Source organism: Pseudomonas sp. KCJK9058 (assembly GCF_046230975.1).
Classification (GTDB): Bacteria; Pseudomonadota; Gammaproteobacteria; order Pseudomonadales; family Pseudomonadaceae; genus Aquipseudomonas; species Aquipseudomonas alloputida.
This window is the reverse complement of sequence record NZ_JBJJLR010000017.1, coordinates 1-22,807: the sequence shown is the minus strand read 5'-3', so window position 1 is coordinate 22,807 and position 22,807 is coordinate 1. Positions and strand designations below refer to the sequence as shown.

Annotated in this window: 20 protein-coding genes; 10 read left to right on the top strand and 10 right to left on the bottom strand. The window is 61.8% G+C overall.

The window, feature by feature from the left end:
* Positions 1-78: 78 nt before the first annotated feature.
* From ACK59Z_RS11825 to ACK59Z_RS11805, 5 genes are all read right to left on the bottom strand, one after another.
* Complete coding sequence (locus ACK59Z_RS11825; protein ID WP_003254879.1) at positions 79-780, bottom strand: ABC transporter ATP-binding protein; 702 nt, start codon at positions 778-780, stop codon at positions 79-81.
* The gene (gene livG / locus ACK59Z_RS11820) at positions 781-1,548 is read right to left on the bottom strand and encodes a high-affinity branched-chain amino acid ABC transporter ATP-binding protein LivG (RefSeq protein ID WP_003254878.1); all 768 of its coding nucleotides are present in this window, start codon (positions 1,546-1,548) and stop codon (positions 781-783) included.
* A complete protein-coding gene (locus ACK59Z_RS11815; protein ID WP_003254877.1) occupies positions 1,545-2,801 on the bottom strand; it encodes a high-affinity branched-chain amino acid ABC transporter permease LivM in 1,257 nt (418 codons plus the stop codon). Before ACK59Z_RS11815 ends, livG begins: the two co-directional genes overlap by 4 nt.
* Complete coding sequence (gene livH / locus ACK59Z_RS11810) at positions 2,798-3,721, bottom strand: high-affinity branched-chain amino acid ABC transporter permease LivH (protein WP_008097482.1); 924 nt, start codon at positions 3,719-3,721, stop codon at positions 2,798-2,800. The genes ACK59Z_RS11815 and livH overlap by 4 nt, the downstream gene beginning before the upstream one ends.
* Before the next feature lie 187 nt (positions 3,722-3,908).
* Positions 3,909-5,024, bottom strand: coding sequence for a branched-chain amino acid ABC transporter substrate-binding protein (locus tag ACK59Z_RS11805; RefSeq protein WP_019750618.1), 1,116 nt, complete (start codon positions 5,022-5,024; stop codon positions 3,909-3,911).
* Between the two features lie 360 nt (positions 5,025-5,384).
* Between ACK59Z_RS11805 and ACK59Z_RS11800 the strand changes: the two genes are divergently transcribed.
* Together ACK59Z_RS11800 and ACK59Z_RS11795 are read left to right on the top strand one after the other, a co-directional pair.
* A complete protein-coding gene (locus ACK59Z_RS11800) occupies positions 5,385-5,696 on the top strand; it encodes a DUF2288 domain-containing protein (protein WP_004576203.1) in 312 nt (103 codons plus the stop codon).
* A gap of 192 nt (positions 5,697-5,888) precedes the next feature.
* On the top strand, positions 5,889-6,776 hold the full coding sequence (locus tag ACK59Z_RS11795) for an NAD(P)-dependent oxidoreductase (RefSeq protein WP_108191747.1): 888 nt from the start codon (positions 5,889-5,891) through the stop codon (positions 6,774-6,776).
* Here ACK59Z_RS11795 and ACK59Z_RS11790 read toward each other — a convergent pair.
* Together ACK59Z_RS11790 and rapA are read right to left on the bottom strand one after the other, a co-directional pair.
* Complete coding sequence (locus ACK59Z_RS11790; protein WP_108191746.1) at positions 6,676-8,940, bottom strand: bifunctional diguanylate cyclase/phosphodiesterase; 2,265 nt, start codon at positions 8,938-8,940, stop codon at positions 6,676-6,678. The genes ACK59Z_RS11795 and ACK59Z_RS11790 overlap by 101 nt on opposite strands.
* A gap of 276 nt (positions 8,941-9,216) precedes the next feature.
* A complete protein-coding gene (gene rapA, locus ACK59Z_RS11785; RefSeq protein WP_003254868.1) occupies positions 9,217-12,063 on the bottom strand; it encodes an RNA polymerase-associated protein RapA in 2,847 nt (948 codons plus the stop codon).
* Positions 12,064-12,213: 150 nt separating this feature from the next.
* Between rapA and ACK59Z_RS11780 the strand changes: the two genes are divergently transcribed.
* The 8 genes from ACK59Z_RS11780 to ACK59Z_RS11745 all read left to right on the top strand — a co-directional run bounded on the left by ACK59Z_RS11780 (position 12,214) and on the right by ACK59Z_RS11745 (position 17,613).
* Entirely contained in the window at positions 12,214-12,909 is a 696-nt protein-coding gene (locus ACK59Z_RS11780) for a M949_RS01915 family surface polysaccharide biosynthesis protein (protein WP_003254866.1), read from the top strand.
* A 63-nt stretch (positions 12,910-12,972) separates the two neighbouring features.
* Positions 12,973-13,302: a hypothetical protein gene (locus ACK59Z_RS11775; protein WP_003254865.1), complete on the top strand. Its 330-nt coding sequence runs from the start codon at positions 12,973-12,975 to the stop codon at positions 13,300-13,302.
* A 67-nt stretch (positions 13,303-13,369) separates the two neighbouring features.
* Positions 13,370-13,531 carry a hypothetical protein gene (locus ACK59Z_RS11770; RefSeq protein ID WP_181318790.1) on the top strand — a complete coding sequence of 54 codons (162 nt, stop codon included), beginning with the start codon at positions 13,370-13,372 and terminating at the stop codon, positions 13,529-13,531.
* A gap of 135 nt (positions 13,532-13,666) precedes the next feature.
* The gene (ccoM, locus tag ACK59Z_RS11765; protein ID WP_003254862.1) at positions 13,667-13,783 is read left to right on the top strand and encodes a cytochrome c oxidase subunit CcoM; all 117 of its coding nucleotides are present in this window, start codon (positions 13,667-13,669) and stop codon (positions 13,781-13,783) included.
* Positions 13,784-13,987: 204 nt separating this feature from the next.
* On the top strand, positions 13,988-15,976 hold the full coding sequence (locus tag ACK59Z_RS11760; RefSeq protein WP_108191745.1) for an FUSC family protein: 1,989 nt from the start codon (positions 13,988-13,990) through the stop codon (positions 15,974-15,976).
* Positions 15,963-16,169 carry a DUF1656 domain-containing protein gene (locus tag ACK59Z_RS11755; RefSeq protein WP_012051433.1) on the top strand — a complete coding sequence of 69 codons (207 nt, stop codon included), beginning with the start codon at positions 15,963-15,965 and terminating at the stop codon, positions 16,167-16,169. Before ACK59Z_RS11760 ends, ACK59Z_RS11755 begins: the two co-directional genes overlap by 14 nt.
* Positions 16,170-16,181: 12 nt before the next feature.
* The gene (locus ACK59Z_RS11750) at positions 16,182-17,051 is read left to right on the top strand and encodes an HlyD family secretion protein (RefSeq protein ID WP_003254857.1); all 870 of its coding nucleotides are present in this window, start codon (positions 16,182-16,184) and stop codon (positions 17,049-17,051) included.
* Between the two features lie 223 nt (positions 17,052-17,274).
* Positions 17,275-17,613, top strand: coding sequence for a DUF2025 family protein (locus tag ACK59Z_RS11745; RefSeq protein ID WP_003254855.1), 339 nt, complete (start codon positions 17,275-17,277; stop codon positions 17,611-17,613).
* A gap of 14 nt (positions 17,614-17,627) precedes the next feature.
* Here the strand turns inward: ACK59Z_RS11745 and ACK59Z_RS11740 are convergent, their stop codons facing one another.
* The 3 genes from ACK59Z_RS11740 to ACK59Z_RS11730 all read right to left on the bottom strand — a co-directional run bounded on the left by ACK59Z_RS11740 (position 17,628) and on the right by ACK59Z_RS11730 (position 22,515).
* Positions 17,628-20,213: an EAL domain-containing protein gene (locus ACK59Z_RS11740; protein ID WP_108191744.1), complete on the bottom strand. Its 2,586-nt coding sequence runs from the start codon at positions 20,211-20,213 to the stop codon at positions 17,628-17,630.
* A 51-nt stretch (positions 20,214-20,264) separates the two neighbouring features.
* A complete protein-coding gene (locus tag ACK59Z_RS11735) occupies positions 20,265-21,338 on the bottom strand; it encodes a diguanylate cyclase (protein ID WP_108191743.1) in 1,074 nt (357 codons plus the stop codon).
* Between the two features lie 280 nt (positions 21,339-21,618).
* The gene (locus ACK59Z_RS11730) at positions 21,619-22,515 is read right to left on the bottom strand and encodes a formate/nitrite transporter family protein (protein WP_014860086.1); all 897 of its coding nucleotides are present in this window, start codon (positions 22,513-22,515) and stop codon (positions 21,619-21,621) included.
* Positions 22,516-22,807: the final 292 nt, after the last annotated feature.

Sequence of the window (22,807 nt, the reverse complement as noted above, 5' to 3'; positions counted from 1 at the left end):
CCGGGGAATCTTTGCCAAAGAGCTGGCCACGATACACGTCCTGCGGGCAGAAAAAAGGGCCCGAAGGCCCTTTTTCATTCAACCCCCCAGGTAGGCATCGCGCACCTTCGGGTCGGTCAGCAGTGCCTCACCGGTGCCCTGCATCACCACCCGACCGTTCTCCAGCACATACGCCCGGTCAGCGATCTTCAGCGCCTGGTTGGCGTTCTGCTCCACCAGGAACACCGTCACGCCATCGCGGCGCAGCTGTTCGATGATGTCGAAGATCTGCTGGATGATGATCGGCGCCAGGCCCAGCGAAGGCTCGTCGAGCAGCAGCAGCTTGGGCTTGCTCATCAGCGCCCGGCCGATGGCCAGCATCTGCTGCTCGCCACCGGACATGGTGCCGCCGCGCTGGATGTAACGCTCTTTCAGGCGCGGGAACAGTTGCAGGACCTTGTCCAGTTGCTCCTGATAGTCGCCCTTGTCGGTGAAGAAACCGCCCATGGCCAGGTTTTCCTCGACCGTCAGGCGCGCGAACACGCGACGGCCTTCCGGCACTACCGCGATGCTTTTGCGCATGATGTGCGAGGAGGGCTGGCCGACCAGCTCTTCACCCAGGTACTTGATGCTGCCGCTGTGCGCCTGCGGCGAGCCGCACAGGGTCATCAGCAAGGTCGACTTGCCGGCACCGTTGGCGCCGATCAGGGTGACGATCTCGCCCTGGTTGATCTCCACGTTGACGCTGTGCAGCGCCTGGATCTTGCCGTAGAAAGTGGAAACGTTTTCGAACTTCAGCATTTACGCTTCCCCCAGGTAGGCTTTGATCACGTCAGGGTTGTCGCGGATCTCCTCCGGCGTGCCATGGGCCAGGGGGGTACCCTGGTTGATCACCACGATATGGTCGGAAATGCTCATCACCAGCTTCATGTCGTGCTCGATCAGCAGCACGGTGACGTTGTGCGACTCACGCAGGTAGGCGATCAGAGCCTTGAGGTCTTCGGTTTCCTTCGGGTTCAGGCCGGCTGCCGGTTCATCGAGCATGATGATGCGTGGCTGGGTCATCATGCAGCGGGCAATTTCGAGGCGGCGTTGCTGCCCGTAGGCGAGGGTGCCGGCCGTACGGTTGGCGAACTCGGTCAGGTTGACCTTCTCCAGCCAGTACTGCGCGCGCTCCATGGCCTCCTTCTCGCTGCGGCGGAAGCTCGGGGTCTTGAACAGGCCGGCGAAGAAGTTGGTGTTGAGGTGGCGGTGCTGGGCGATCAGCAGGTTTTCCAGTGCGGTCATTTCCTTGAACAGCCGCACGTTCTGGAAGGTCCGCACCACGCCCTTGCGGGCGATCTGGTGGCCGGCCAGGCCCTGAATCGGCTGGCCATCGAGCAGGATGGTACCGCCGCTGGGCTTGTAGAAGCCGGTCAGGCAGTTGAACACGGTGGTCTTGCCGGCGCCGTTCGGGCCGATCAACGCCACCACCTGTTTTTCCTTGACGGTCAGGGCCACGCCGTTGACCGCCAACAAGCCGCCGAAGCGCATGCTCAGGCCGCTGACTTGCAGAATTTCGCGGCTCATCGACGCAGCTCCATGTGTGGACGTTGCATAGGCAGCAGGCCTTGCGGACGCCAGATCATCATCAACACCATCAGCGCACCGAACATCAGCATGCGGTATTCGCTGAACTCACGCATCAGCTCAGGCAGCAGGATCATCACGATGGCCGCGAGAATCACGCCCAGTTGTGAGCCCATGCCACCCAGCACGACGATGGCGAGGATGATCGCCGACTCGATGAAGGTGAACGACTCCGGCGTCACCAGGCCTTGGCGCGCGGCGAAGAAGCTGCCGGCGAAACCGGCGAAGCAGGCACCCAGGGTGAATGCCGAGAGCTTGATCACGGTCGGGTTAAGGCCCAGTGCACGGCAGGCGATCTCGTCTTCACGCAGGGCTTCCCAGGCGCGGCCGATCGGCATGCGCAGCAGGCGGTTGATCACGAACAACGCCAGCAGGGCCAGCAGCAGGGCCACCAGGTACAGGAAGATGACCTTGTTGATCGAGTTGTATTGCAGCCCGAAGAACTCGTGGAAGGTCTGCATGCCCTCGGCCGCACGGCGTTCGAAGGTCAGGCCGAAGAACTCCGGCTTAGGGATGTTGCTGATGCCGTTGGGGCCGCCGGTCCAATCGGTGAGGTTACGCAGGAACAGGCGGATGATCTCACCGAAACCGAGGGTCACGATCGCCAAATAGTCACCACGCAGGCGCAGCACCGGGAAGCCGAGCAGGAAGCCGAAGGTGGCAGCCATCAAGCCGGCAATCGGCAGGCACACCCAGAAGCTCCAGCCCAGGTAATGCGAGAGCATGGCGTAGCTGTAGGCACCGACGGCATAGAAGCCTACGTAGCCGAGGTCGAGCAGGCCCGCCAGGCCGACCACGATGTTCAGGCCCAGGCCCAGCAACACGTAGATCAGGATCAGCGTGGCGATGTCGACCGCACCGCGAGAGCCGAAGAACGGCCATACCAGTGCCATCACGATCAACCCGATGATGACGTAGCGCTGGGTCTTGGGCAGGGTGAGGTAGTTGCTGACTGCCGGGGGGATCAGCTTGCGATCCGATCGGCGGCCCATCACCGAACTCCACTGCTTGTCGAACAGCACGCGCAGGAACATCAGCACCGAACACACGGCGATGATGCTGATGGTGAACGAGCCCTGACTGTGCACGACCAGGCTGATGCCGTCGATGCTCAGTTTCAGGCCCAGTACCGGGAAGGCCACGGCCCAGACCAGCAAGGCGCTGAAGAACGCCTGTTTGAGATTTCTGTTCATACTTTTTCAACCTCCGGGCGGCCCAGGATGCCGGTCGGCCGGAATAGCAGGACAAGAACCAACAAGCCGAATGCCACCACGTCCTTGTACTGGTCGCCGAAGATATCGGCACCGAACGCTTCGGCCACGCCCAGCACCAGCCCGCCGAGCATGGCGCCCGGGATGCTGCCGATGCCACCCAGTACTGCCGCGGTGAAAGCCTTCAGGCCCACCAGGAAACCGGCGTTGGGGTTGATCACCCCGTACTGCATGCTCAGCAGCACGGCCGCCACGGCAGCCAGGGCGGCACCGATGACGAAGGTGAGGGCGATGATGTTGTTGGTGTTGATGCCCAGCAGGTTGGCCATCTTGATGTCCTCGGCACAGGCGCGGCAGGCGCGGCCCAGGCGGGAACGAGAGATGAACAGGGTGAGCAGGGTCATGGCCACCAGGGTGACAACGAACACCAGGATTTGCATGTAGCTGATCAGTACTTCTTCAGCACCGCCTGGCCCGAAGGAGAAGCTCCCGGGGATCAGGTTGGGGATGGACTTGTCCTTGGAGTCCTGCGAAAGCAAGACCGTGTTCTGCAGGAAAATCGACATGCCGATGGCGGAAATCAGCGGGATCAGACGGTTGCTGTTGCGCAGGGGGCGGTAGGCAACCCGTTCGATGCTGTAGCCATAGGCACTGGTGACGAAGATCGTCGCGACGAAGGCGACGGTCATCAGGATCGGCAGCGAATGGATACCCATCATGGCCAGGCCCGCCAGGGCGATGAAGGCCACGTAGGAACCGATCATGTACACCTCGCCGTGGGCGAAGTTGATCATGCCAATGATGCCGTACACCATCGTGTAGCCGATGGCGATCAAGGCATAGGTGCTGCCGATGGTCAATCCATTAACCAGTTGTTGGAAGAAATGGTAGATCTCAGGCATTACAGCGCTCCTAAAAACCTGATTTGCATTTCGCTGGCGGGGGTAAGGCCAGGAAACCGCGGGTGACGGTTTTAAGATTTTCAGGTGGGCCCGCCCCCGGATCGCGGGGATCAGGCCCATGAACCTCGTAAAACAAAGCCCACTGCTCGCACAGTGGGCTTTTACGGTCAGCTATTTAGTCACGCAGTTACTGAGGGGAGACTTCAGTCTTCGGCTTGCCGAAGTGCCATTCGTAGACCACGAACTTGAAGTCTTTCAGGTCGCCTTTCTCGTCGTACGACAGGGTGCCGGTCGGGGTCTTGAAGGAACCGGCGTGGATGGCGGCTGCCACCTTGTCGGTGTCTTCGGACTTGGCCGCTTCGATACCTTTGGCGATCAGCTCCACAGCCGAGTAGGCCGGGAACACGAACGGGCCGCTCGGGTCCTTGCCGTCAGCCTTGATGGCGTCGACGATGGCCTTGTTCTCAGGGTCTGCGTCGAACGATTTCGGCAGGGTGACCAGCAGGCCTTCGGAGGCGTTCTGGGCGATCTGCGAAATGGAGTCGTTACCCACGCCTTCCGGACCCATGAACTTGGCTTTCAGGCCCTTCTCTTGAGCCTGGCGCAGGATCAGGCCCAGCTCTGGGTGATAGCCGCCGTAGTAGACGAAGTCGACGTTGTTCTGCTTGAGCTTCTGGATGATCGAGGAGAAGTCCTTGTCACCGGCATTCAGGCCTTCAAAGACGGCAACCTTGGTGCCTTTCTTCTCAAGGGTTTGCTTGACGGCGGTGGCGATGCCTTCACCGTACTGCTGCTTGTCGTGCAGAACGGCAACGACCTTCGGCTTGACGTGGTCGGCGATGTAGTTGCCGGCGGCCGGGCCCTGGGCGCTGTCCAGGCCGATGGTGCGGAAGATCAGCTTGTAGCCACGGGCGGTGATTTCCGGCGAAGTGGCGGCCGGGGTGATCATGATCACGCCTTCGTCTTCGTAGATGTCGGACGCAGGCTGGGTGGAGCTGGAGCACAGGTGGCCGACCACGAACTTGACGCCGTCGTTGACCACTTTGTTGGCGACTGCCACGGCCTGTTTAGGGTCGCAGGCGTCGTCGTATTCCTTGGCTTCGAGCATCTTGCCATCCACGCCGCCCGCGGCGTTGATATCCTTGATGGCTTGCTTGGCGCCGATGAACTGCATGTCGCCGTACTGGGTCACAGGACCCGTCTTGGGACCGGCGATGCCGATCTTGATGGTATCGGCGGCAAACGAATGGCTGGCTACCCCGGCCAGTACCATTGCGGCGAACAGCTTGGAAATCTTGATCATAGTGCTCCACTCATTCTGTTGTAATTCTTATAGTCCTGGCGGCCAGGGCTACAGACCGGGCGGGATTTGCGGCGTGGCCATGCCAACGCGCTAGCCCACCTTCCCCCGGAACATGTCCCGGAACTGTACCGGTACAGTGTAGAGCGCTGTTCGAGCGCTTGAAAAGCGGTCGAAAAGTGCGTCTTTCCTGCGTTGTCGCTTGATCGACAGAAAGATACAGAAAGGCGCCATCAAACTGCCTGCATCTGCGATCCCGCCCCACAACTTCGGGGTCAATCGACCAAATTACATATTTGAAACCGGGTTTTTCTGCAAAAATGCCGGCCTTTTTTATTGACCGATTTTTTGCGGATACCACCCATGACTGATCAAACAAGCACCCTCTATGCCAAATTGCTTGGCGAGACGGCAATCATCGAGTGGAAAGCGCTGGAGCGTTTTTGGGCCAAGGGTGACCTGATTTGGGTCGACCCCTGCCTTGACCTGATCGCGGTTGCTGAGGCGATGGCCGAGAATCGCAGCGAGATCTTCGCCAAGTGGCGTAGTGATGGCACTGTTGGGCCGGTATCGGCCGAGCAGGCATTGGACCTGCAAAGCCGCGACCCAGAGATCTGGGCGGTGGTGGTTTCGCCGTTCATCGTGATACAGGTGAAGGGCCAGGAAGAAGCGTGATCTTTTTTGGTGCGCAAAAATACGCATCAGCTCCGTTTTGGTGCTTGAAAGCGATCAAGGCGGGTAGAGGGAAGTAACAATTCGGCGTGGCGGTAACAGTTTACGGGATGCGTAATGTGGCCGCCGTTCTGGCAGGCACCAACGGAATCGTAGCCCGCCTGGGAAATGTTCGAATCAGTCAGGAGTTTATCGATGAGCACTGCACTACCTTCGCTTGGATTCGCCGGCATCGGCCTGATGGGCCTGCCCATGTGCCGCCGCCTGCTGGCAGCGGGTTATCCGCTGACGGTATGGAACCGCAGCCCGGACAAGTGCGCCGCACTGGTCGCTGCTGGCGCGGGCCTGGCCAGCAGCCCGGCCGAATTGTGCCGTGACAGCGACATGGTACTACTGTGCCTGGCCGACACGGCGGTGGTGCGTGAGGTGGTGTTTGGCGAGCAAGGCATTGCCCAGGGCGGGCGCAGCGGCCAGTTGCTGATCGATTTCTCTAGCCTGGAACCCACCGCCACCCGTGAAATGGCTGCCGAACTGGCAGCACTGTGCGGCATGGCCTGGCTGGATGCACCTGTCTCTGGCGGTACGCCCGGTGCCGAAGCGGGCACGCTGGCGATCATGGTGGGCGGTGAAGCGGCCGATCTGCAGCGTGCACGCCCGGTGTTGGAGGTGCTTGGTCAGCGCGTGACGCATATGGGCGCGGTAGGCACGGGGCAGGTGACCAAGGCGTGCAACCAGATGATCGTAGCGTGCAATGCCCTGGTAATTGCAGAAGTGGTGGCATTGGCCGAACAGTCGGGCGTGGACGCGACGCTGATCGCTGAAGCGCTGGCGGGTGGCTTTGCCGATTCCAAGCCATTGCAGATTCTTGCGCCGCAAATGGCCGAGAGCCGCTTCGAGCCAATCAAGTGGCACGTACGCACGCTGCTCAAGGACCTCGATGGCGCGGTCAAGTTTTCCCGCGAGCAAGGCTCGGCGACGCCACTCAGTGGCCTTGCCGCGCAACTGATGCGCTTGCACGGTAGCCAGGGTTACCTGCAAAAAGATCCGGCGACCCTGGTTGAGCTGTACCGCAACAAGGTGTGATCCGGCTGCTCTGGCGCTGCAACCGCTCCAGCAGTGGGCGCAACTCGGCCAGCGGTACGGGGTTCCCCAACAGGTACCCCTGCAGGTAGTCGCAGCCAAGGCTTTCGAGGAACGCCCGCTGTTCGGCGGTTTCCACGCCCTCGCTGACTACCCGCAGGTGCAGCGTATGCGCCATGGCGATGATCGCCTGGACAATCTCGCGGTCTTTCTGGCTGCCCGGTACATCCTGCAGAAAGGTGCGGTCGATCTTCAGCACATCCAATGGCAGGCGCTTGAGGTAGGCCAGTGACGAGTAGCCGGTACCAAAGTCATCGATCGAAAGTGCCACCCCCAAGGCTCGGACGCGTTTGAGCAGGCTGACCGTGCGCTGGATATCGCCCACCAAGGCGTTTTCGGTCACCTCCAGCTCCAGGTGGCGCGGCGCAAGGCCGGCGTGGAACAGCGCCTTTTCAACTTCGTTGGGCAGTTCGTCGTGGCTGAGGGTGACTGCCGAGCAATTGACCGTGACCTGGACCTCGCCGTAGCCGTGGCGCTGCAAGTGGGCCAGGTCGGCACAGGCATGGCGCAGCACCCACAGGTCCAGGTCGATGATCAGGCCGTTGGCTTCGGCAATGCCGACAAAACGGTCGGGCCCGAGCAGGCCATGTTGAGGATGCTGCCAGCGTACCAGCGCTTCCAGTTTGGCCACTTGCCCACTGCGCAGGTCAAAGATCGGCTGGTAGTGCACACACAGGCCGCGCTCTTCAAGCAGTGCCAGGCGCAGCTCTTCTTCCAGTTGCAAGGCGATCGACGCGCGAGCCTTCAGGCTGTCATTAAAGAAGTTCAGGCTGTTGCGCCCGTTCTCCTTGGATTGGTAGAGGGCCAGGTCGGCATGCTTGAGTAACTCTTCGGCTGTGCCGCCATCGTCCGGGAAGATACTTATACCAATGCTGGTGGTCATGACCATGCGCCGTCCGCCCAGGTCGATGGGGTCTTTCATCCGTTGCATGATGCGCTGGGCCAGGTGGCGGGCTTCGTCGCGGCTGTTCAGGCTGGTGACCACACAGAACTCGTCGCCACCAAAACGCGCAACCAGATCGTGGCTGCGGGTAGCGGCCTTGATGTGGTGGGCGATTACCTTGAGCAGCTCGTCACCGGCGTCGTGGCCGAGGCTGTCGTTGATGCGCTTGAAATGGTCGATGTCGAGAAACATCACGGCCAGGCGGTTTTCGCTGGCCTGAGTTTCGACCAGGCGCTCAGCGAACACCTGGTTGAATCCGCGGCGGTTGAGCAGGTTGGTCAGGGCATCATAGTGCGCCGCCTGCTGCAGCGAAGCGCGGGCCTGGTCCAGTTGGCTGAGCAGTACGCTGACCCGGCGCAGGTCGTGCTCCTTGCTTTGCAGCTTCTTGTCGGCCAGTGCGGCGCTGATGCTGGCGCCACTGATCAGCAGGGTGATGAAGCCGATGCCCAGTCCCAGCTGCAGGCTGTTGTCGCCAGACGGCAGGCGCAGTGCGGTATCGGCAGGGATGATCAAGGTCATGGCCGACATCGCGGTGAAATGAGTGGCGACGATGCCGCCCGCCATCAGCAGGCTGGCGCCGTACTTCATGGCCTGGTACAGGGTGCCGCTGCCATTGCGCAAGTAGCGGGCCAGGTACAGCGAGGTCAGGGCGGTGAGCAGGGCAATAGCGGCAGAGGCAAGTAGCAAGCCGGTTTGGTAGTACTGGCGGGCACCCGTTTCCATCGCGGCCATGCCGACAAAATGCATGAGGATGATGCCCAGGCCGATCAGCCCTGCGCTCAGCACGAAGTGGTGCGCGCGCATCTTGCTGCGTTCGAGGCTGTGCATGGCCAGCCAGGCCACGCCCAGTGCGATGAGCAGCGAAAGAATGGTCAGGGATACGTCGTAGTGCACGTCCACCGGGGCCCGAAAGGCCAGCATGCTGATGAAGTGCATGGCCCATATGCCGCCTGCCAGGCAGCAAGCTCCAAGCATGTTCCATTGTCGGTGGGCGGTGGGGTCGTCGCTGTGGGACTGGCGCTCGGCCATGTCGAGGGTGGCGAAACAGGCCGCGCAAGCAACGAAATAGGCGAGCAGAACCAAGAGCGGTTCATGACGGCAGTCGATGACGATGCGCCCGGTTGCGGGAAGATCGGCGAACAGTTGCAGCCCCAGCCATTCCATGGAATGCCTCTTGATCGAGTTTTCACTCGTCTGCGCTACAACCCTGTGCAGACTGTCCAGAGGCAGTATAGGAAGGAGTGCTTAAGCCTTCCTGACTAATGGCACAATGATTTCTACGATTTGGTTATAACTCCAATCGCAGTGAGGAATAAATTCGGGGCCCTGATGCCTTCCTGTGGGAGCGGGCGAGCCCGCGAAGCATCCACTGCGGTGGATGCCACCGGCTTCGCCGGTGTTCGCGGGCGTGCCCGCTCCCACAAGGGCGCGGGGCCTGCGTTAGCCAGCCACCAGCACGCGAATGGCTTCCAGGCGCAGGGCGGCCTTCTCCAGCATTGCCAGGCCATCTTCGCGCCGCTTGCGCAGGGCGTCGATTTCGCTGTCACGCACACTTGGGTTGACCGCTTGCAATGCCACCAGGCGCGCCAGCTCTTCGTCGGCCTCGGCTGTCAGGCGGCGCTGGGCTTCGGCCACGCGCTCGTTGTGGGCCGGCAGGATCTTCTCCTCGCCGCCACTGATACGCTTGGCCAGCACATCGCGCTGGGCCTGGACGAACTTGTTGGCGCTGGCGCGCGGTACGCTCTCGAGCTGGTCGTTGAGGGTTTCGAAGGCCACGCGTGACGCCAGGTCGTTGCCATTGGCGTCGAGCAGGCAGCGCAGTGCCGCCGGCGGCAGGTAGCGGCCCAGTTGCAGGCTGCGGGGTGCCACCACCTCGCTGACGAACAGCAGTTCAAGCAGTACGGTGCCTGGTTTGAGCGCTTTGTTCTTGATCAACGCCACGGCGGTGTTGCCCATCGAGCCTGACAGCACCAGATCCATGCCACCCTGCACCATCGGGTGCTCCCAGGTGAGGAACTGCATGTCCTCGCGTGACAGCGCCTGGCCACGGTCATAGGTGATGGTCACGCCTTCATCGTCGCCCAGCGGGAAGCTGGCATCGAGCATCTTCTCGCTCGGTTTGAGGATCAGTGCGTTCTCGGAATGGTCTTCGCTGTCGATGCCGAAAGCGTCGAACAGGGTTTCCATGTAGATCGGCAGGGCGAACTGGTCGTCCTGTTCGAGAATGGCCTCGACCAGCGCCTGACCTTCGCCGGCTCCGCCGGAGTTGAGCTCCAGCAGGCGGTCACGGCCAGTGTGCAGTTCGGCTTCCAGGCGCTCGCGCTCGCTGCGGGCGTCGGCCACCAGGGTATCCCAGGCCTTGTGATCGCCGCCTTCCAACAGCGGCAGCAGGCGTGGGCCGAACTGGTGCTGCAGGGCATTGCCGGTGGGGCAGGTGTTGAGGAAGGCGTTGAGCCCTTCGTGGTACCACTGGAACAGGCGCTCTTGCGGGCTGTCTTGCAGGTACGGGATGTGCAACTGGATAGTGTGCTTCTGACCAATCCGGTCAAGGCGGCCGATGCGCTGTTCGAGCAGGTCGGGGTGCGCTGGCAGGTCGAACATCACCAGGTGATGAGCGAACTGGAAGTTGCGGCCTTCGCTGCCGATTTCCGAGCAGATCAGCACCTGGGCGCCAAACTCTTCATCGGCAAAGTAGGCAGCGGCGCGGTCGCGCTCGAGGATGCTCATGCCTTCATGGAACACCGAGGCCGGGATGCCGGAGCGCACGCGCAGGGCGTCCTCCAGGTCCATGGCGGTTTCGGCGTGGGCGCAGATCACCAGCACTTTGGTGCGCTTGAGCATCTTCAGGGTGTCGATCAGCCAGTCGACGCGTGGGTCGAAACGCCACCAGCGCTCGTCATCGGCCACTTCACCCTGGGCCTGGAAGGCAACTTCCGGGTACAGCTCGGCATGCTCGCCGGCTGGCAGGTTGCGGTATTGCTCGGGCGTGGCCAGCGGGTAGGGGTGCAACTGGCGCTCGGGGAAGCCCTGAATCGCCGCACGGGTGTTACGGAACAGCACGCGTCCGGTGCCGTGGCGATCCAGCAGCTCGCGAATCAGCCGCGCGCTGGCCTGGGTGTCGCCGTCGCTGACTGCAGCCAGCAGGGCTTCGCCTTCGGCACCCAGGAAGCCCAGGATGGTGGCGTGGGCCTTGGGTGACAGACGGCCCTCGTCGAGCAGTTCCTGCACCGCTTCGGCTACCGGGCGGTAGTGCTCGCTTTCGGCGCGGAAAGCGGCCAGGTCGTGAAAACGGTTGGGGTCGAGCAGGCGCAGGCGGGCGAAGTGGCTGTCCTGGCCCAGCTGCTCGGGGGTGGCGGTGAGCAGCAGTACGCCCGGAATCACTTGGGCCAGTTGCTCGACCAGGCCGTATTCGGCGCTGACCTGGTCTTCGTGCCAGACCAGGTGGTGGGCTTCGTCGACGACCATCAGGTCCCAGCCAGCGGCAAACAGCGCGTCCTGGGCCTTTTCGTCGTCGACCAGCCACTCAAGGGCAACCAACGCCAGTTGGGCATCCTCGAACGGGTTGCTGGCGTCGCTTTCGATGAAGCGCTCGGCGTCGAACAGCGCCACTTGCAGATTGAAGCGCCGGCGCATTTCCACCAGCCACTGGTGCTGGAGGTTTTCCGGCACCAGGATCAGTACGCGGCTGGCGCGACCCGACAGCAGCTGGCGGTGAATGACCAGGCCGGCTTCGATGGTTTTGCCCAGGCCCACTTCGTCGGCCAGCAGAACGCGTGGGGCGCTGCGGTCGGCGACTTCGCGGGCAATGTGCAGTTGGTGGGCGATGGGCTGTGCGCGGCAGCCGCCCAACCCCCACAGTGCCGACTGCATCTGCTTGCTGGTGTGCTGCAGGGTGTTGTAGCGCAGGCTGAACCACGACAGTGGGTCTATCTGCCCGGCGAACAGGCGGTCGCTGGCCAGGCGGAACTGAATGAAGTTCGACAACTGGGTTTCGGGCAGGGTGCGAGGCTGGTTCTGCCCGTCCAGGCCGTGGTAGACCATCAGCCCGTCGATGTCCTCGACTTCGCGTACGGTCAGCTTCCAGCCTTCGAAGTGGGTGATCTGGTCACCTGGCGAGAAGCGCACGCGGGTCAGCGGCGCATTGCGCAGGGAATACTGGCGGGTGTCGCCAGTGGCCGGGTAGAGCACGGTCAACAGGCGGCCATCCTGCGCCAGGATGGTACCCAGGCCGAGCTCTGCTTCGCTGTCGCTGATCCAGCGTTGCCCCGGTTGATACTGCTGCGCCATACTGCCTGAACTCCCGCGATGAAAAAGCCGATTATGTTAACGGATCGGCCGGTCAGACCAAAGTGCCGAGAGCACCGAAAGGTATCGAAAGGCATAGTCTAGTCGTTTCATCGCCCTGCACAGCGCCGCCGATGAGGGCCCCGGATCAACATGTCTGCCAAGCACCGCTGGATCAGCGCTTCGATGGCCGTGGGCAGCCTGGTGCTGCTGAGCGCCTGCGAGCAGAAAAACTTTGAGACTTTGCCCCCCATTCCGATGGAGCAGCTTGAGGTACTGGGCGTGCAGACGCCGATAAAGAGCGTGCACTTTCGTGACAGTGACGGCGAAGGGCTGCTGGTCCTGAGCCGCAGCGATGGCCAGGTCAGCGACCTGGAAAGCGAACAAGAAGTGGACAAGGTGGTGCTCAAGGCCACCTTGTACGGGCGCACGGCCGAGAACGACACCTTCAAGGCGCGTTGGCAGGTCGAGCAGGAAACGACCTGCCCGGGGCTGGACCTGGACGTGGACTTCTATAATGACGTCAGTGATGTGAGCGACCTGAACAAGAATGGGGTGGCCGAGATAACGGTGGCCAGCCATGCGTTCTGCGGCGGCGGTATCGACCCGCATGACATCGCCATCGAGATGCGTGAAGGGCAGGCCAGTTACACCATTACCGGCCAGTCGCTGATCACCCCGGCGGGCGAGGAACCGATCGGTGGTGAGCGCGAGGACAGCGCTTCGCTGAAAGCCGCGCCGCAGGTGTTACGCGATCATATGGATGCGGTTTGGCAACAGGTGTACAAGCGGCCCTGGAGCGAGGCCAGTCCGCCAGTGGACGACGAGCCGGGTGACGAAGCCGAGTAAATGTTGTCCATGACATCAAGGTAAAGCTGCGCCTGCCGATACAGGGGGCATAGGAGAACGTCCATGCTGCCGCCGATCATTCCGCTCAGTGCCGCCCCGGTCACCTCGCAACAGGACCCGGTCAAGCCAACCCCCGATATCAAGCCGGTGGTGCCGACGCAGCCTGCGTCCGGCGAAAGTGCCATTGACCTCAAGCGCCAGCGCGACCCGCAGGAGCAGGTATTGTTGCTGCGCGATGAACAGCGCCGCCAGCAGCAACGCCGCAATAAGGGCGAGCAGGAACGCTACGATGCCGTCCCGGGTGACGAGGTCAATGCCGACAATACCGTGCCGGTAGCGCCATTGATGGGCGAGCATGTACGCCAAGGACTGCTGGTGGACATCGAAGTCTGATACGGGGCTGGTCAGCGCCTGCGCCTGGCTTCATCATGCATGTCTCTGTTGATCGTCGAGCCCACCCATGAGCCAAGACAACCTCATCGATTTCGATGCCGAACGTGCCAAGCGCGTCCACGACCTCAAGGAAAAGCGGCTGAACGAAATGCGCAATGCTTTCGAGCAGGCCCTGCCTTTGAGTACCAGCAAGAAAAAGAAGCCCAAGGGCAAACCTGAGAAGCGTTGAAACTTGACGCAGGTCAACCCTGCGCCCCCCTCGCGTGCCCGGCCTCGGGCACCATTGACACTGATCAATTTTCCCCGCCGCCACATTGGTTAACGTGTACCCATCGGACAACGGCAAACGAATGGGGAGGCCAGCATGTTCTTCGACAACGTGGTTATCGCCGGTGTGGTAACGGTCGGGCTGATGGTCGCCTTCTTTGCCGGTCTGGGCATTTTCATCTGGAAGGACTCGAACAAGCGCAAGCCGCGCTGACCTTCCGGGTACACGAGCACGCAAGGCATTTAGGGCGACTTCGGTCGCCCATTTTTTTGCCTGCATTTTTTATTGCCTGAGCTGTCCCTCTCGGTACAGGCCAATCGCATATACATGATTAGCTAGCTAATTAATCGTTTCCGCTTTATTCTGCTCATCATTGTCTATCTTTTCAGCAAGACTTTTCCCCGCAAGGTCCGCCTCGTGCCCATCACCTTTCAGGCCCTGTTCGCGCCCAACAGCCTCGCCCTCAAGTTTGCCATCAAGACCCTGCTCGGTGGCGGCCTGGCGTTGTGGCTGGCGATGCGCTGGGGGCTGGAGCAACCCTCCTGGGCATTGATGACTGCTTTCATCGTCGCCCAGCCGCTATCGGGCATGGTGGTGCAGAAAGGCTTGGCGCGGTTGGCCGGCACGTTGGTCGGCACAGTCATGTCAGTGCTGTTCATCGGCCTGTTCGCCCAGACCCCCGGGCTGTTCCTGCTTGCCTTGGCGCTGTGGCTGGCCCTGTGTACCGCCGCGTCCACCCAGTTGCGCAGCGCTTGGGCCTATGCTTTCGTGCTGGCCGGCTACACCGCAGCGATCATTGCCTTGCCGGCCATTGACCACCCCCTGCAGGTATTCGACCAGGCCGTGGCGCGCTGTACCGAGATCTGCCTGGGTATTTTCTGTGCAACAGCCAGCAGTGCCTTGCTCTGGCCCATGCGGGTCGAGCAGCAACTGGGCGGGCAGGCACGGCAGGCCTGGCAGAACGGCCTGCAGGCCGCCAGCGCCATGCTGGGCGGAGAGGACGAGGCGCGCAAAGGCCTGCTGGAAAGCCTGGGACGCATCGTTGCCATCGACAGCCAACGTGAGCATGCCTGGTTCGAGGGCAATCGCGGGCGACAACGTGCCCGTGCCATTCGTGGCCTTAGCCAGAAACTGCTGGTGCTGTTGCGTATTTCCCGTTCGGTGCGCCGCCAGTGGCGGCAACTGGATGAGTGTGAGGTCGAGCACCTGACGCCTTGGTTGCAGGAAGTGCGTACGCTGCTCGACCAACCCGACCAGCCCAGCCTGTTGTTGTTGCGTCAGCGTATCTGGGATGCCGCACACGACGAGCAGATCAGTTCGGCGGAGCACTTCTGCCTGGCGCGCATGGCCCTGCTATTGGACTATGCCATGGCCGCCAGCCAGGCACTTGAGGATGTGGAGGCGGGCAGGGCGCCCAAGGACGTGTCCCAGGGGCTGGCCGTGCACCGAGACTGGTCGCTGGCCTTGCTGTTCGGCTCGCGCAGTGCGCTGGCCTTCCTGGTAATGAGTGGTTTCTGGCTGGCCACGGCCTGGCCTTCGGCACCGGGTGGCCTGGTGCTGACCTGCGTGGTCTGCAGCCTGTTCGCCAGTCGCGAGAACGGCGCACAGATCGGCCTGAGTTTTCTGCGCGGGATATTCCTGGCGATACCGGCGGCGTTTCTGGTCGGGCAGATCATGCTACCGCAATGGAGCAGTTTCGCCATGCTCTGCCTGGGCATGGGCGTGCCACTGTTTCTTGGTGCACTGGGCATGGCCCATCCGCGTACCGGGGCTACGGCCACTTCCTATTGCCTGCACTTCATTGTGCTGGTGTCGCCGCTCAACGCCATGCAGTTCGGCGTGGCGACCATGTTGAACAGTGCCTTGGCCATGCTGGTGGGGGTGTCGGCAGCGGTCATGGCCTTCCGCTTGCTGGTGTTCCGCCACCCGGCCTGGCTGGGCCGGCGCTTGCGTGCTGCAACGCAGAACGACTTGGTGCGCCTGACCCGGCGCGACCTGCGCGGGGCTGACAGCTGGTTTGGCGGGCGCATGGCCGACCGGCTGATGCAACTGGCGCGGCATGCCAGTGAATTACCGGAAGGCGAACGCAAACGCTGGGATGACGGCCTGCACGGGCTGGATATCGGCGACGAACTGGTGCACCTGCGCATGTGCCTGGCGGTCGCCCAGGCCCCTTTGGGGCGGGCCGAGCGCGAGTACCTGCAACACGTGGAGGCAGTGCTGGCCAAAGGGCCGGCTGCCGGGCGTGGGCAGCGGCTGGATGCTGCCAGTGAGCAGTTCATTGCAGCCTTGCGTCGGCTGCCAGCCAGCGACCCGCTTCGCCTGGCCGAGGGGGCAGTACTGCAATTGCAGAAAAGCTGGGGCAAATGGTGCCGCTGGCAGGAGGACACCCATGGGTTTGCGTGAGTGGGAAGTGGGCGGTGTGCTGCTCAGCCCGTTTCTGCTTTATGTGTTGTTGGCGCTGTTGCTCACCGGCCTGTTGCGCCTGGTGGTGCATGCCACACCGCTGGGGCGCTGGATTTGGCATGAAGCGCTTTTCGATGCGGCGCTGTTCGTTTGTGTGTTGTTCCTGGTGGTACGCCTGCTGGGAACTTTATAAAGGAGTGTTTCGATGCGTGCGGCCGTACGTATTCTGGTGACCCTGTGTGTGGTGGCCCTGGCCGTGTTGGCCGGCTACCAGCTGTGGCAGTACTACATGCTCACCCCATGGACGCGCGATGCCCGTGTGCGCGCCGATGTGGTGGTGATTGCACCTGATGTGTCTGGCTGGGTTCGCGAACTCAAGGTTCATGACAACCAGCAGGTCAAGGCTGGCGACCTGTTGATGAGCATTGACCGCGAGCGCTTCCAGGCCGCGTTCGATCAGGCCAGCGCGGTGACCGAGACCCGCGCCCAGCAACTGCGCTTGCGCGAGCGTGAAGCAGCCCGGCGTACTGCCTTGGGGCCGGAGGCGATCAGTGCCGAGTTGCGTGAAAACGCCCAGATCAATGCCGCCATCGCGCGTGGCGAGTTGCATGAGGCCGAGGCGCAGTTGCAGGTGGCCAGGATCAACCTCGCGCGCAGTGAGGTGCGGGCACCGCGCAGCGGGCATATCACCAATCTGCGTCTGGCCGAAGGCAATTATGTGAACACCGGGGAATCGGTGATGGCGCTGGTGGATGATTCGACGTTCTACATCCAGGCCTATTTCGAGGAAACCAAGCTGCCGCGCATTCGCGTTGGGGACACCGTGAAGGTGTGGCTGATGGGCACGGGTGAACCGATGCAGGGGCACGTGGAGAGCATCAGCCGCGGCATCACCGACCGCAACAGCAACCCGGACAGCCAGTTGCTGCCGGAGGTAGAGCCCACCTTCAACTGGGTGCGACTGGCCCAGCGCATACCGGTGAGGATCCGCCTGGATCAGGTGCCGGAAGGGCTGACCTTGAGTGCGGGGATGACGGCGAGTGTGCAAGTGCACGAGGACCGCGACCCGCAGTGATGGTGCTGCCTCAATAGACAGAAATGTAACGTTCGAAGCGGTACAGCCGGGTCGTGTGGTGAAGGCAGTACAGCTTGAGGTCGTCGACGACGTTGGGCAGGCACGAAAAAATTTGGCGAACGGCCCGCCAGTTGCGTTAGGCTGCCGCTGTGAGTTGCCCGACAGAGGCAACCCTTCTTCCGCCAGGCGTGCGTATCTTCCGATTTCATTGCGAGGTTACGTCATGGCCATCACTTCCCAGGATATCTGCAACGCCGCCGATCAGCTAAAGGGCTTTGTCGGTTTTCACGGCAAGCGCGGTGTTCATATCGTGCGTTTCTCCGAGGACGCGTTCGGCATGGACGTGGCCGACGCCAGTATCACCCCCTGCAGCGAGTTTGTCTGGCGGCCCGAGCAAGGGCAGCGCATGGCGTTGTGCCGCGAACGGCTGTCGCTGTTGCTGGATCAGCATGTGGATGACCGCTTGAACATTGGTGAACCGCTGCGCGCCTACCTGCGCCGCTGTGATCTGCCCGAAATCGTGGCGCAGCGCAGCCTGCAGCAGCACACCCAGTCTGTTTAGGAGCAAGGCCGCGTCTACAAGGGCTGTGCAGTGCTTTGGGAGGTTTGGTGCAACAACGCCGCCAATCCGGCACTGTCCAGGGGCATGCTCAGGTAATAGCCTTGCACTTCATGGCAGCGATCGTTTTCCAGCGCCTTGAGTTGATGTTCGCTTTCCACGCCTTCGGCTGTCACTGTCAGCCCCATCGCCTCACCCAGGTTGATGATGGCCTGGACCACAGCGCGGTCGCTGCCGCCGTTGTTGTTCAGGCCGCTGATGAAGCGTTTGTCGATCTTGATGCTGTCGAACGGGTAAGTACGCAGGTAGCCCAACGACGAATAGCCGGTGCCGAAATCATCCATGTTCAGGCGCACCCCTAGCTCCTTGAGCGACAGCATGGTGCCTAGCGCGCCCTCGATGTCGTTGAGCATCACGTTCTCGGTAATCTCCAGTTCCAACCGCTGGGCGGGGAAGGCCGTGTCGAGCAAAATTTCGCGCACGTCGGCTACCACATCGCTGCGCAAGAACTGCGCAGGCGACAGGTTGACCGAAACCAGCACGTCGGCTGGCCAGTCATGGGCAGTGCGGCAAGCTTCGCGAAGCACCCAGCGGCCCAGCGCAACAATGATGTCGCTCTGCTCGGCCAACGGAATGAAGGTGTCCGGCCCCAGTAACCCTTCCTGTGGATGCCGCCAGCGCACCAAGGCCTCGACCGCGACGATACGCAGGTCGTCGAGGCGGTAGCGCGGCTGGTAATGCAACTCGAACTCCTCATTGCGCAGGGCCCGGCGCAGGTCGTTCTCCAGCTGGCGGCGGTACTGGATCTGCTGGTTCATTTCGGCAACGAAATAGCGCCATGTGTTCTTTCCATCGGCCTTGGCCTGGTACAGGGCGATGTCGGCGCAGCGGATCAGCTCACCTGCATCGAAGCCCTGGTTACGCGTCTGGGCAACGCCAATGCTGGCACCGATGTGCAGCGGCTGGCTTTCGAAGACGATGGGTTGCTGCAGCAGGCCGATCAGGCGCGCACAGAAGCGGTCGATCTCGCTGCTGTTGTCCATGCCGCTGAGTACCAGGATGAACTCGTCGCCGCCCAGACGCGCGACCAGGTCGCCATCGCGGGTGGTGTCGCGCAGGCGCGTTGCCACTTCTTGCAGCACGGCATCTCCGGCGGCATGACCGAGCGAGTCGTTGATCGGCTTGAAGTTGTCCAGGTCCAGCAGCAACAAGGTCAGCGGCGGCGAGTCACTGCCGCGCAACAAGGCCTGCTCCAGGTGCCGGGCGAGTTTGTTGCGGTTGGCCAGCCCGGTCAGTGGGTCGTGCAGCGAAAGATGCTGGATGCGCGCGTGGGCGTCGACTTCGTCGGTGATATCGCTGGCGGTACCCCGAAAACCGATGGCCTTGCCATCGCGCCAGATAGCGCGGGCGGATATCCGGCAGTAGCGGTTTTGGCCATTCTGGTCGCGGTAAGTGCAGCGCAGGTTGGCCAGTTGCTGCGGGTCGGCGGTTGCCAGGGCGTCGAGCCAAGGTGACAGCGGCGTGGTATCGCAGGCCAGCAACTGGTTGAGCGGGTGGCCCAGCCAGCCGTCTACCGGGTAGCCGGTGACGTTGGCGAAGCGTTGCGACAGGTAGGTCAGGCGTTGTTGCCGGTCGGTTTCCCAGATCCAGTCGGATGCCGACTCGGCCACCGCGCGGAAACGCTGCTCGCTGGCCTCCAGGGCCTGGTTGCTTTGTTGCAGATGCACGAGCGTGAGGCCGATTGCCCGGGAGCTGCGCAAGGCATGACGGAACAGGTACAGCATCACCAGGCCAAGTATCAGTAGTGCGCACAACAGTGCTGGCAATACTGCCCGCAGCATCTGACGCCCCGGCAGTGGGCTGTTCCAGGTCAGATGGTAGCCGGTGTTGCCCAGGTCGATGCGCAGGTGGCTGTGATCCTGCATATCCTCCTTTTCCACGTGCATGCCCGTCAGGCCGGCGCCGTTGCCCAACTGCGCCAGTTTGCTTTCGGTGAGCTGGTCAATGAACAGCATCACTGGCGCTTGGCTCACCTCGCTGTCGGTAACCTCCCGGTCCGGGCGCACGGCTGCTGCACTGAGTGCGGCCGGCCAGCCATTGAACAGCACGAAACGGGTGATTTGCTCGCGTGAAACTGCCGCTGCGCGGGCTTGTTCGATGATCGGTTGCAGCGGTGTGTCTATATAGGTGTTGGCACCTGCCTGGCTGGGCTGGCCTTTGAACAAGGCATAGGTGGTGCGGTCGTTTTCCACTACGAACACCCCTTCGTAGCCGCTGGCGCTGTACAGCGACTCGCCTATGTTTTTTTCCTCGTAGGCCCATTGCCAGTCGGCTTGGCCCGACAAGTGCTCGAAGGCTGCATCCCATACGGCATAGCTGGACAGAAACTGGCGCGAGGCGAGCAGCCGTTGTTCCAGCGCCTGGTTCGCATGGAAGGCGCTACGCTGGCGCTCCTGTTGGTCGAGTGTACTGGCGATATTGAACAGAGCGCCGAGAATGACCAGGCAAGCCAGGCCGAACACTGCGCTGAAACCGGCAATGAGGTGGCGCACCTGAAAGCGCGGTGTGGGGCTAGCGGGTGGAAGCTTGGCGGTCCTGGCCATGCGCGAGCGGCTCCTTCAGGCAACCTCCCGCCAGGCAGTCAGGAAGGAGGTTCAATCAGAATAGGCCAGCCTGAGCGCGGCAGCTTCACTGCGGGCAAAATTGACCTGATCGCGGCCAGCGTGCTTGGCGATGTACAGCGCCTTGTCTGCCTGTTCGAGCCAGTGTTCGGGGGACTCGAGGTTGGCCTCGAAGGGTGACAGGCCGATACTCAGGCTGATGCGCAGGTGCGGTAACTGTGGGTTGCGGTAGCTGGAAACCCGCTCGCGCAGACGCTCCATGACTTGGCAGGCCTGGGCTTCACTGATTTCAGGCAGGATCACGCAGAATTCGTCGCCGCCGTAACGCCCGGCCTGGTCGCCCTCGCGCAAACTGCGCCGCAGCTCAGCGCTGAGCTGGCGCAGTACACAGTCGCCGACCACATGGCCAAAGGTGTCGTTGATGGTCTTGAAGTGATCGATGTCGATCAGGGCAATCACCGCGTGCTCCTGTCGCTGCTTGCACGCCTGGAACTTGAGCTGCAGCAGGTCCTTCCAGGCGCCATGGTTGAACAGCCCGGTCAGGCTGTCGGTGAGGCTCAGGGCGCTCAGCCGGCGCTTGTGGTCGCCCAGCTTGATCGCAAGCTGGTAGCACACCCAGCCCAAGGCCAGTGGGTACAGCGCCAGCATGGGCAGGCACGCATAGACCTGCAGGGGCGTGGCGATCAATTGCAAGCCAGGGCCTAGCAGCAGGATGGCGGCGAGCATGCCAGCCAGTTGCGCCAGCGCTCCGCGAAAGACCATGCGCTTGCCGCCGGCGGCGACGTTGTTCATCGTCATCATCGACAGCACGGTCACGCTGGGCAGCGGGTTGAAGTGCATGGCGGCAGTCCAGAACCCGCCCATCAGCGAGTCCAGCAGAAGGTTGCGCTGTTCCGCCTGGTAAGGCGTTGCCGAGCGGGCAGCCCACTGGTAGGCCACGTGCGGCCACAGCAAACCATTGAACAGTACTAGCAGCCATGTCCAGGAGGGGGGCGACAGCGGCGCAATCGCCGCCATGACAGTGAACAGGCCGATTCCCAGGCCAATGACCCGCGGCAGGTAGATGCGCTTGACGAATGAAAGCCCTTTGCCGATGCGATTGTCCATAATGCTGATCTTCTTCTGCCGGTGTACCGTTCATCGCATAATTCGGATGAATATTGTTGAACAGTGTTACATCGGCGAGAAATGACCTTACAAGCCAATTCACGGTTGATTCGATCACTGTGGTGGGCAGTCGATAACCAGGCTCAGGTGCGACTGAGCGCGCCGCGGACGAGAGCGGGGCAACCTGGAGTCACCGCATGGCGGGCAGAACGGATGTGTAGCCCTGGCCCATGAGTAAGCAGGCCAGGGGCATGAGCTCACCGTAGCGGCACGCTGAGTATCATTTTGGCTCATGTCTGCTGCGCGCGGACTGGGGCTGGTCGTCGTTCAGAAGTCGCGAGGGTGGTTTGCCACTGTCACTGCGCACTTGCGCATGGCTGATCAAGGCGAAGATGAAACTGCCACCGATGATGTTGCCCGCCAGCGTCGGCAGTGCAAATTCCAGCCAGAAACGGCTCCAGGTTTCGTCGCCAGCCCACACCAGGTAGGACACTTCGACTGACCCCACCACTATATGAGTGAAATCGCCAAGGGCCATCAGGTAGGTGATCATCAGAATGATCCAGATCTTGGCGTGCTCCATTGAAGGGATCATCCAGACCATGGTGGCAATCATCCAGCCTGAGACTATGCCCTTGGCGAACATCTGGCTGATGTCGTTCTTCATTACCTTGCGACCGACCTCCAGGAATGCCACATCGGTCTTGCTGTCGAAGATCGGCAGTTCCAGCATCACCCAGGCTACCAGCAGGGTGCCTGCCAGGTTGCCAAACAACACCACGCCCCAGAGGCGTAGCAGTCGTCCGAAGTTGGCCAGCGTAGGGGCGGTCATGACGGGCAGCACGGCGGTGAGCGTATTTTCGGTGAACAGTTGCTGGCGTGCCAGGATCACGGCAAGAAAGCCCGCACTGTAGCCGATGCTGGCGACCACCTGGGCACCATCGCCTTCTGGCAGGCGGGCGTAGAATAGCCCCATGGCCATCAACGACAGCCCCATGGACAGGCCGGCGGCAAGTGCCGACCACCACAACGCGGCAAGTGTACGTTCCAGTTCCTGGTCGCCCTGGTAGCGAATGATTTCGTGCAGCACAGCCGCCCGCGGCGGTTGGCTGTGGCTGACCTCCTGCTCTTCATCTGCAGAGAGGCCGGGGGTTTTCTCGCTTTGCCCATTGCTCATGGCCGCTACGCTCCGTGGTGTGTTTCTTTACAGATCCACGGCGCTTTCATTAGTTGCCGGTTAGCGGCAAAACGTTAATGGAAAAGTTTTTCAGAACAAGGTGTTGACTCTGATTTCAAAGCGCGTATTATTCGCCTCCTCGCAGCGATGAACGCTTCGGGGCAAGCGGTAAGTTGTTGAAGTTGTTAGCTTTCGAAAGAAAGCGGTGGTAAAAAACTTCAAAATAAACGCTTGACAGGTTCTGAGGAAAGCGTAGAATGCGCGCCTCGGTTGAGGCGAAAAGCTCTTAACC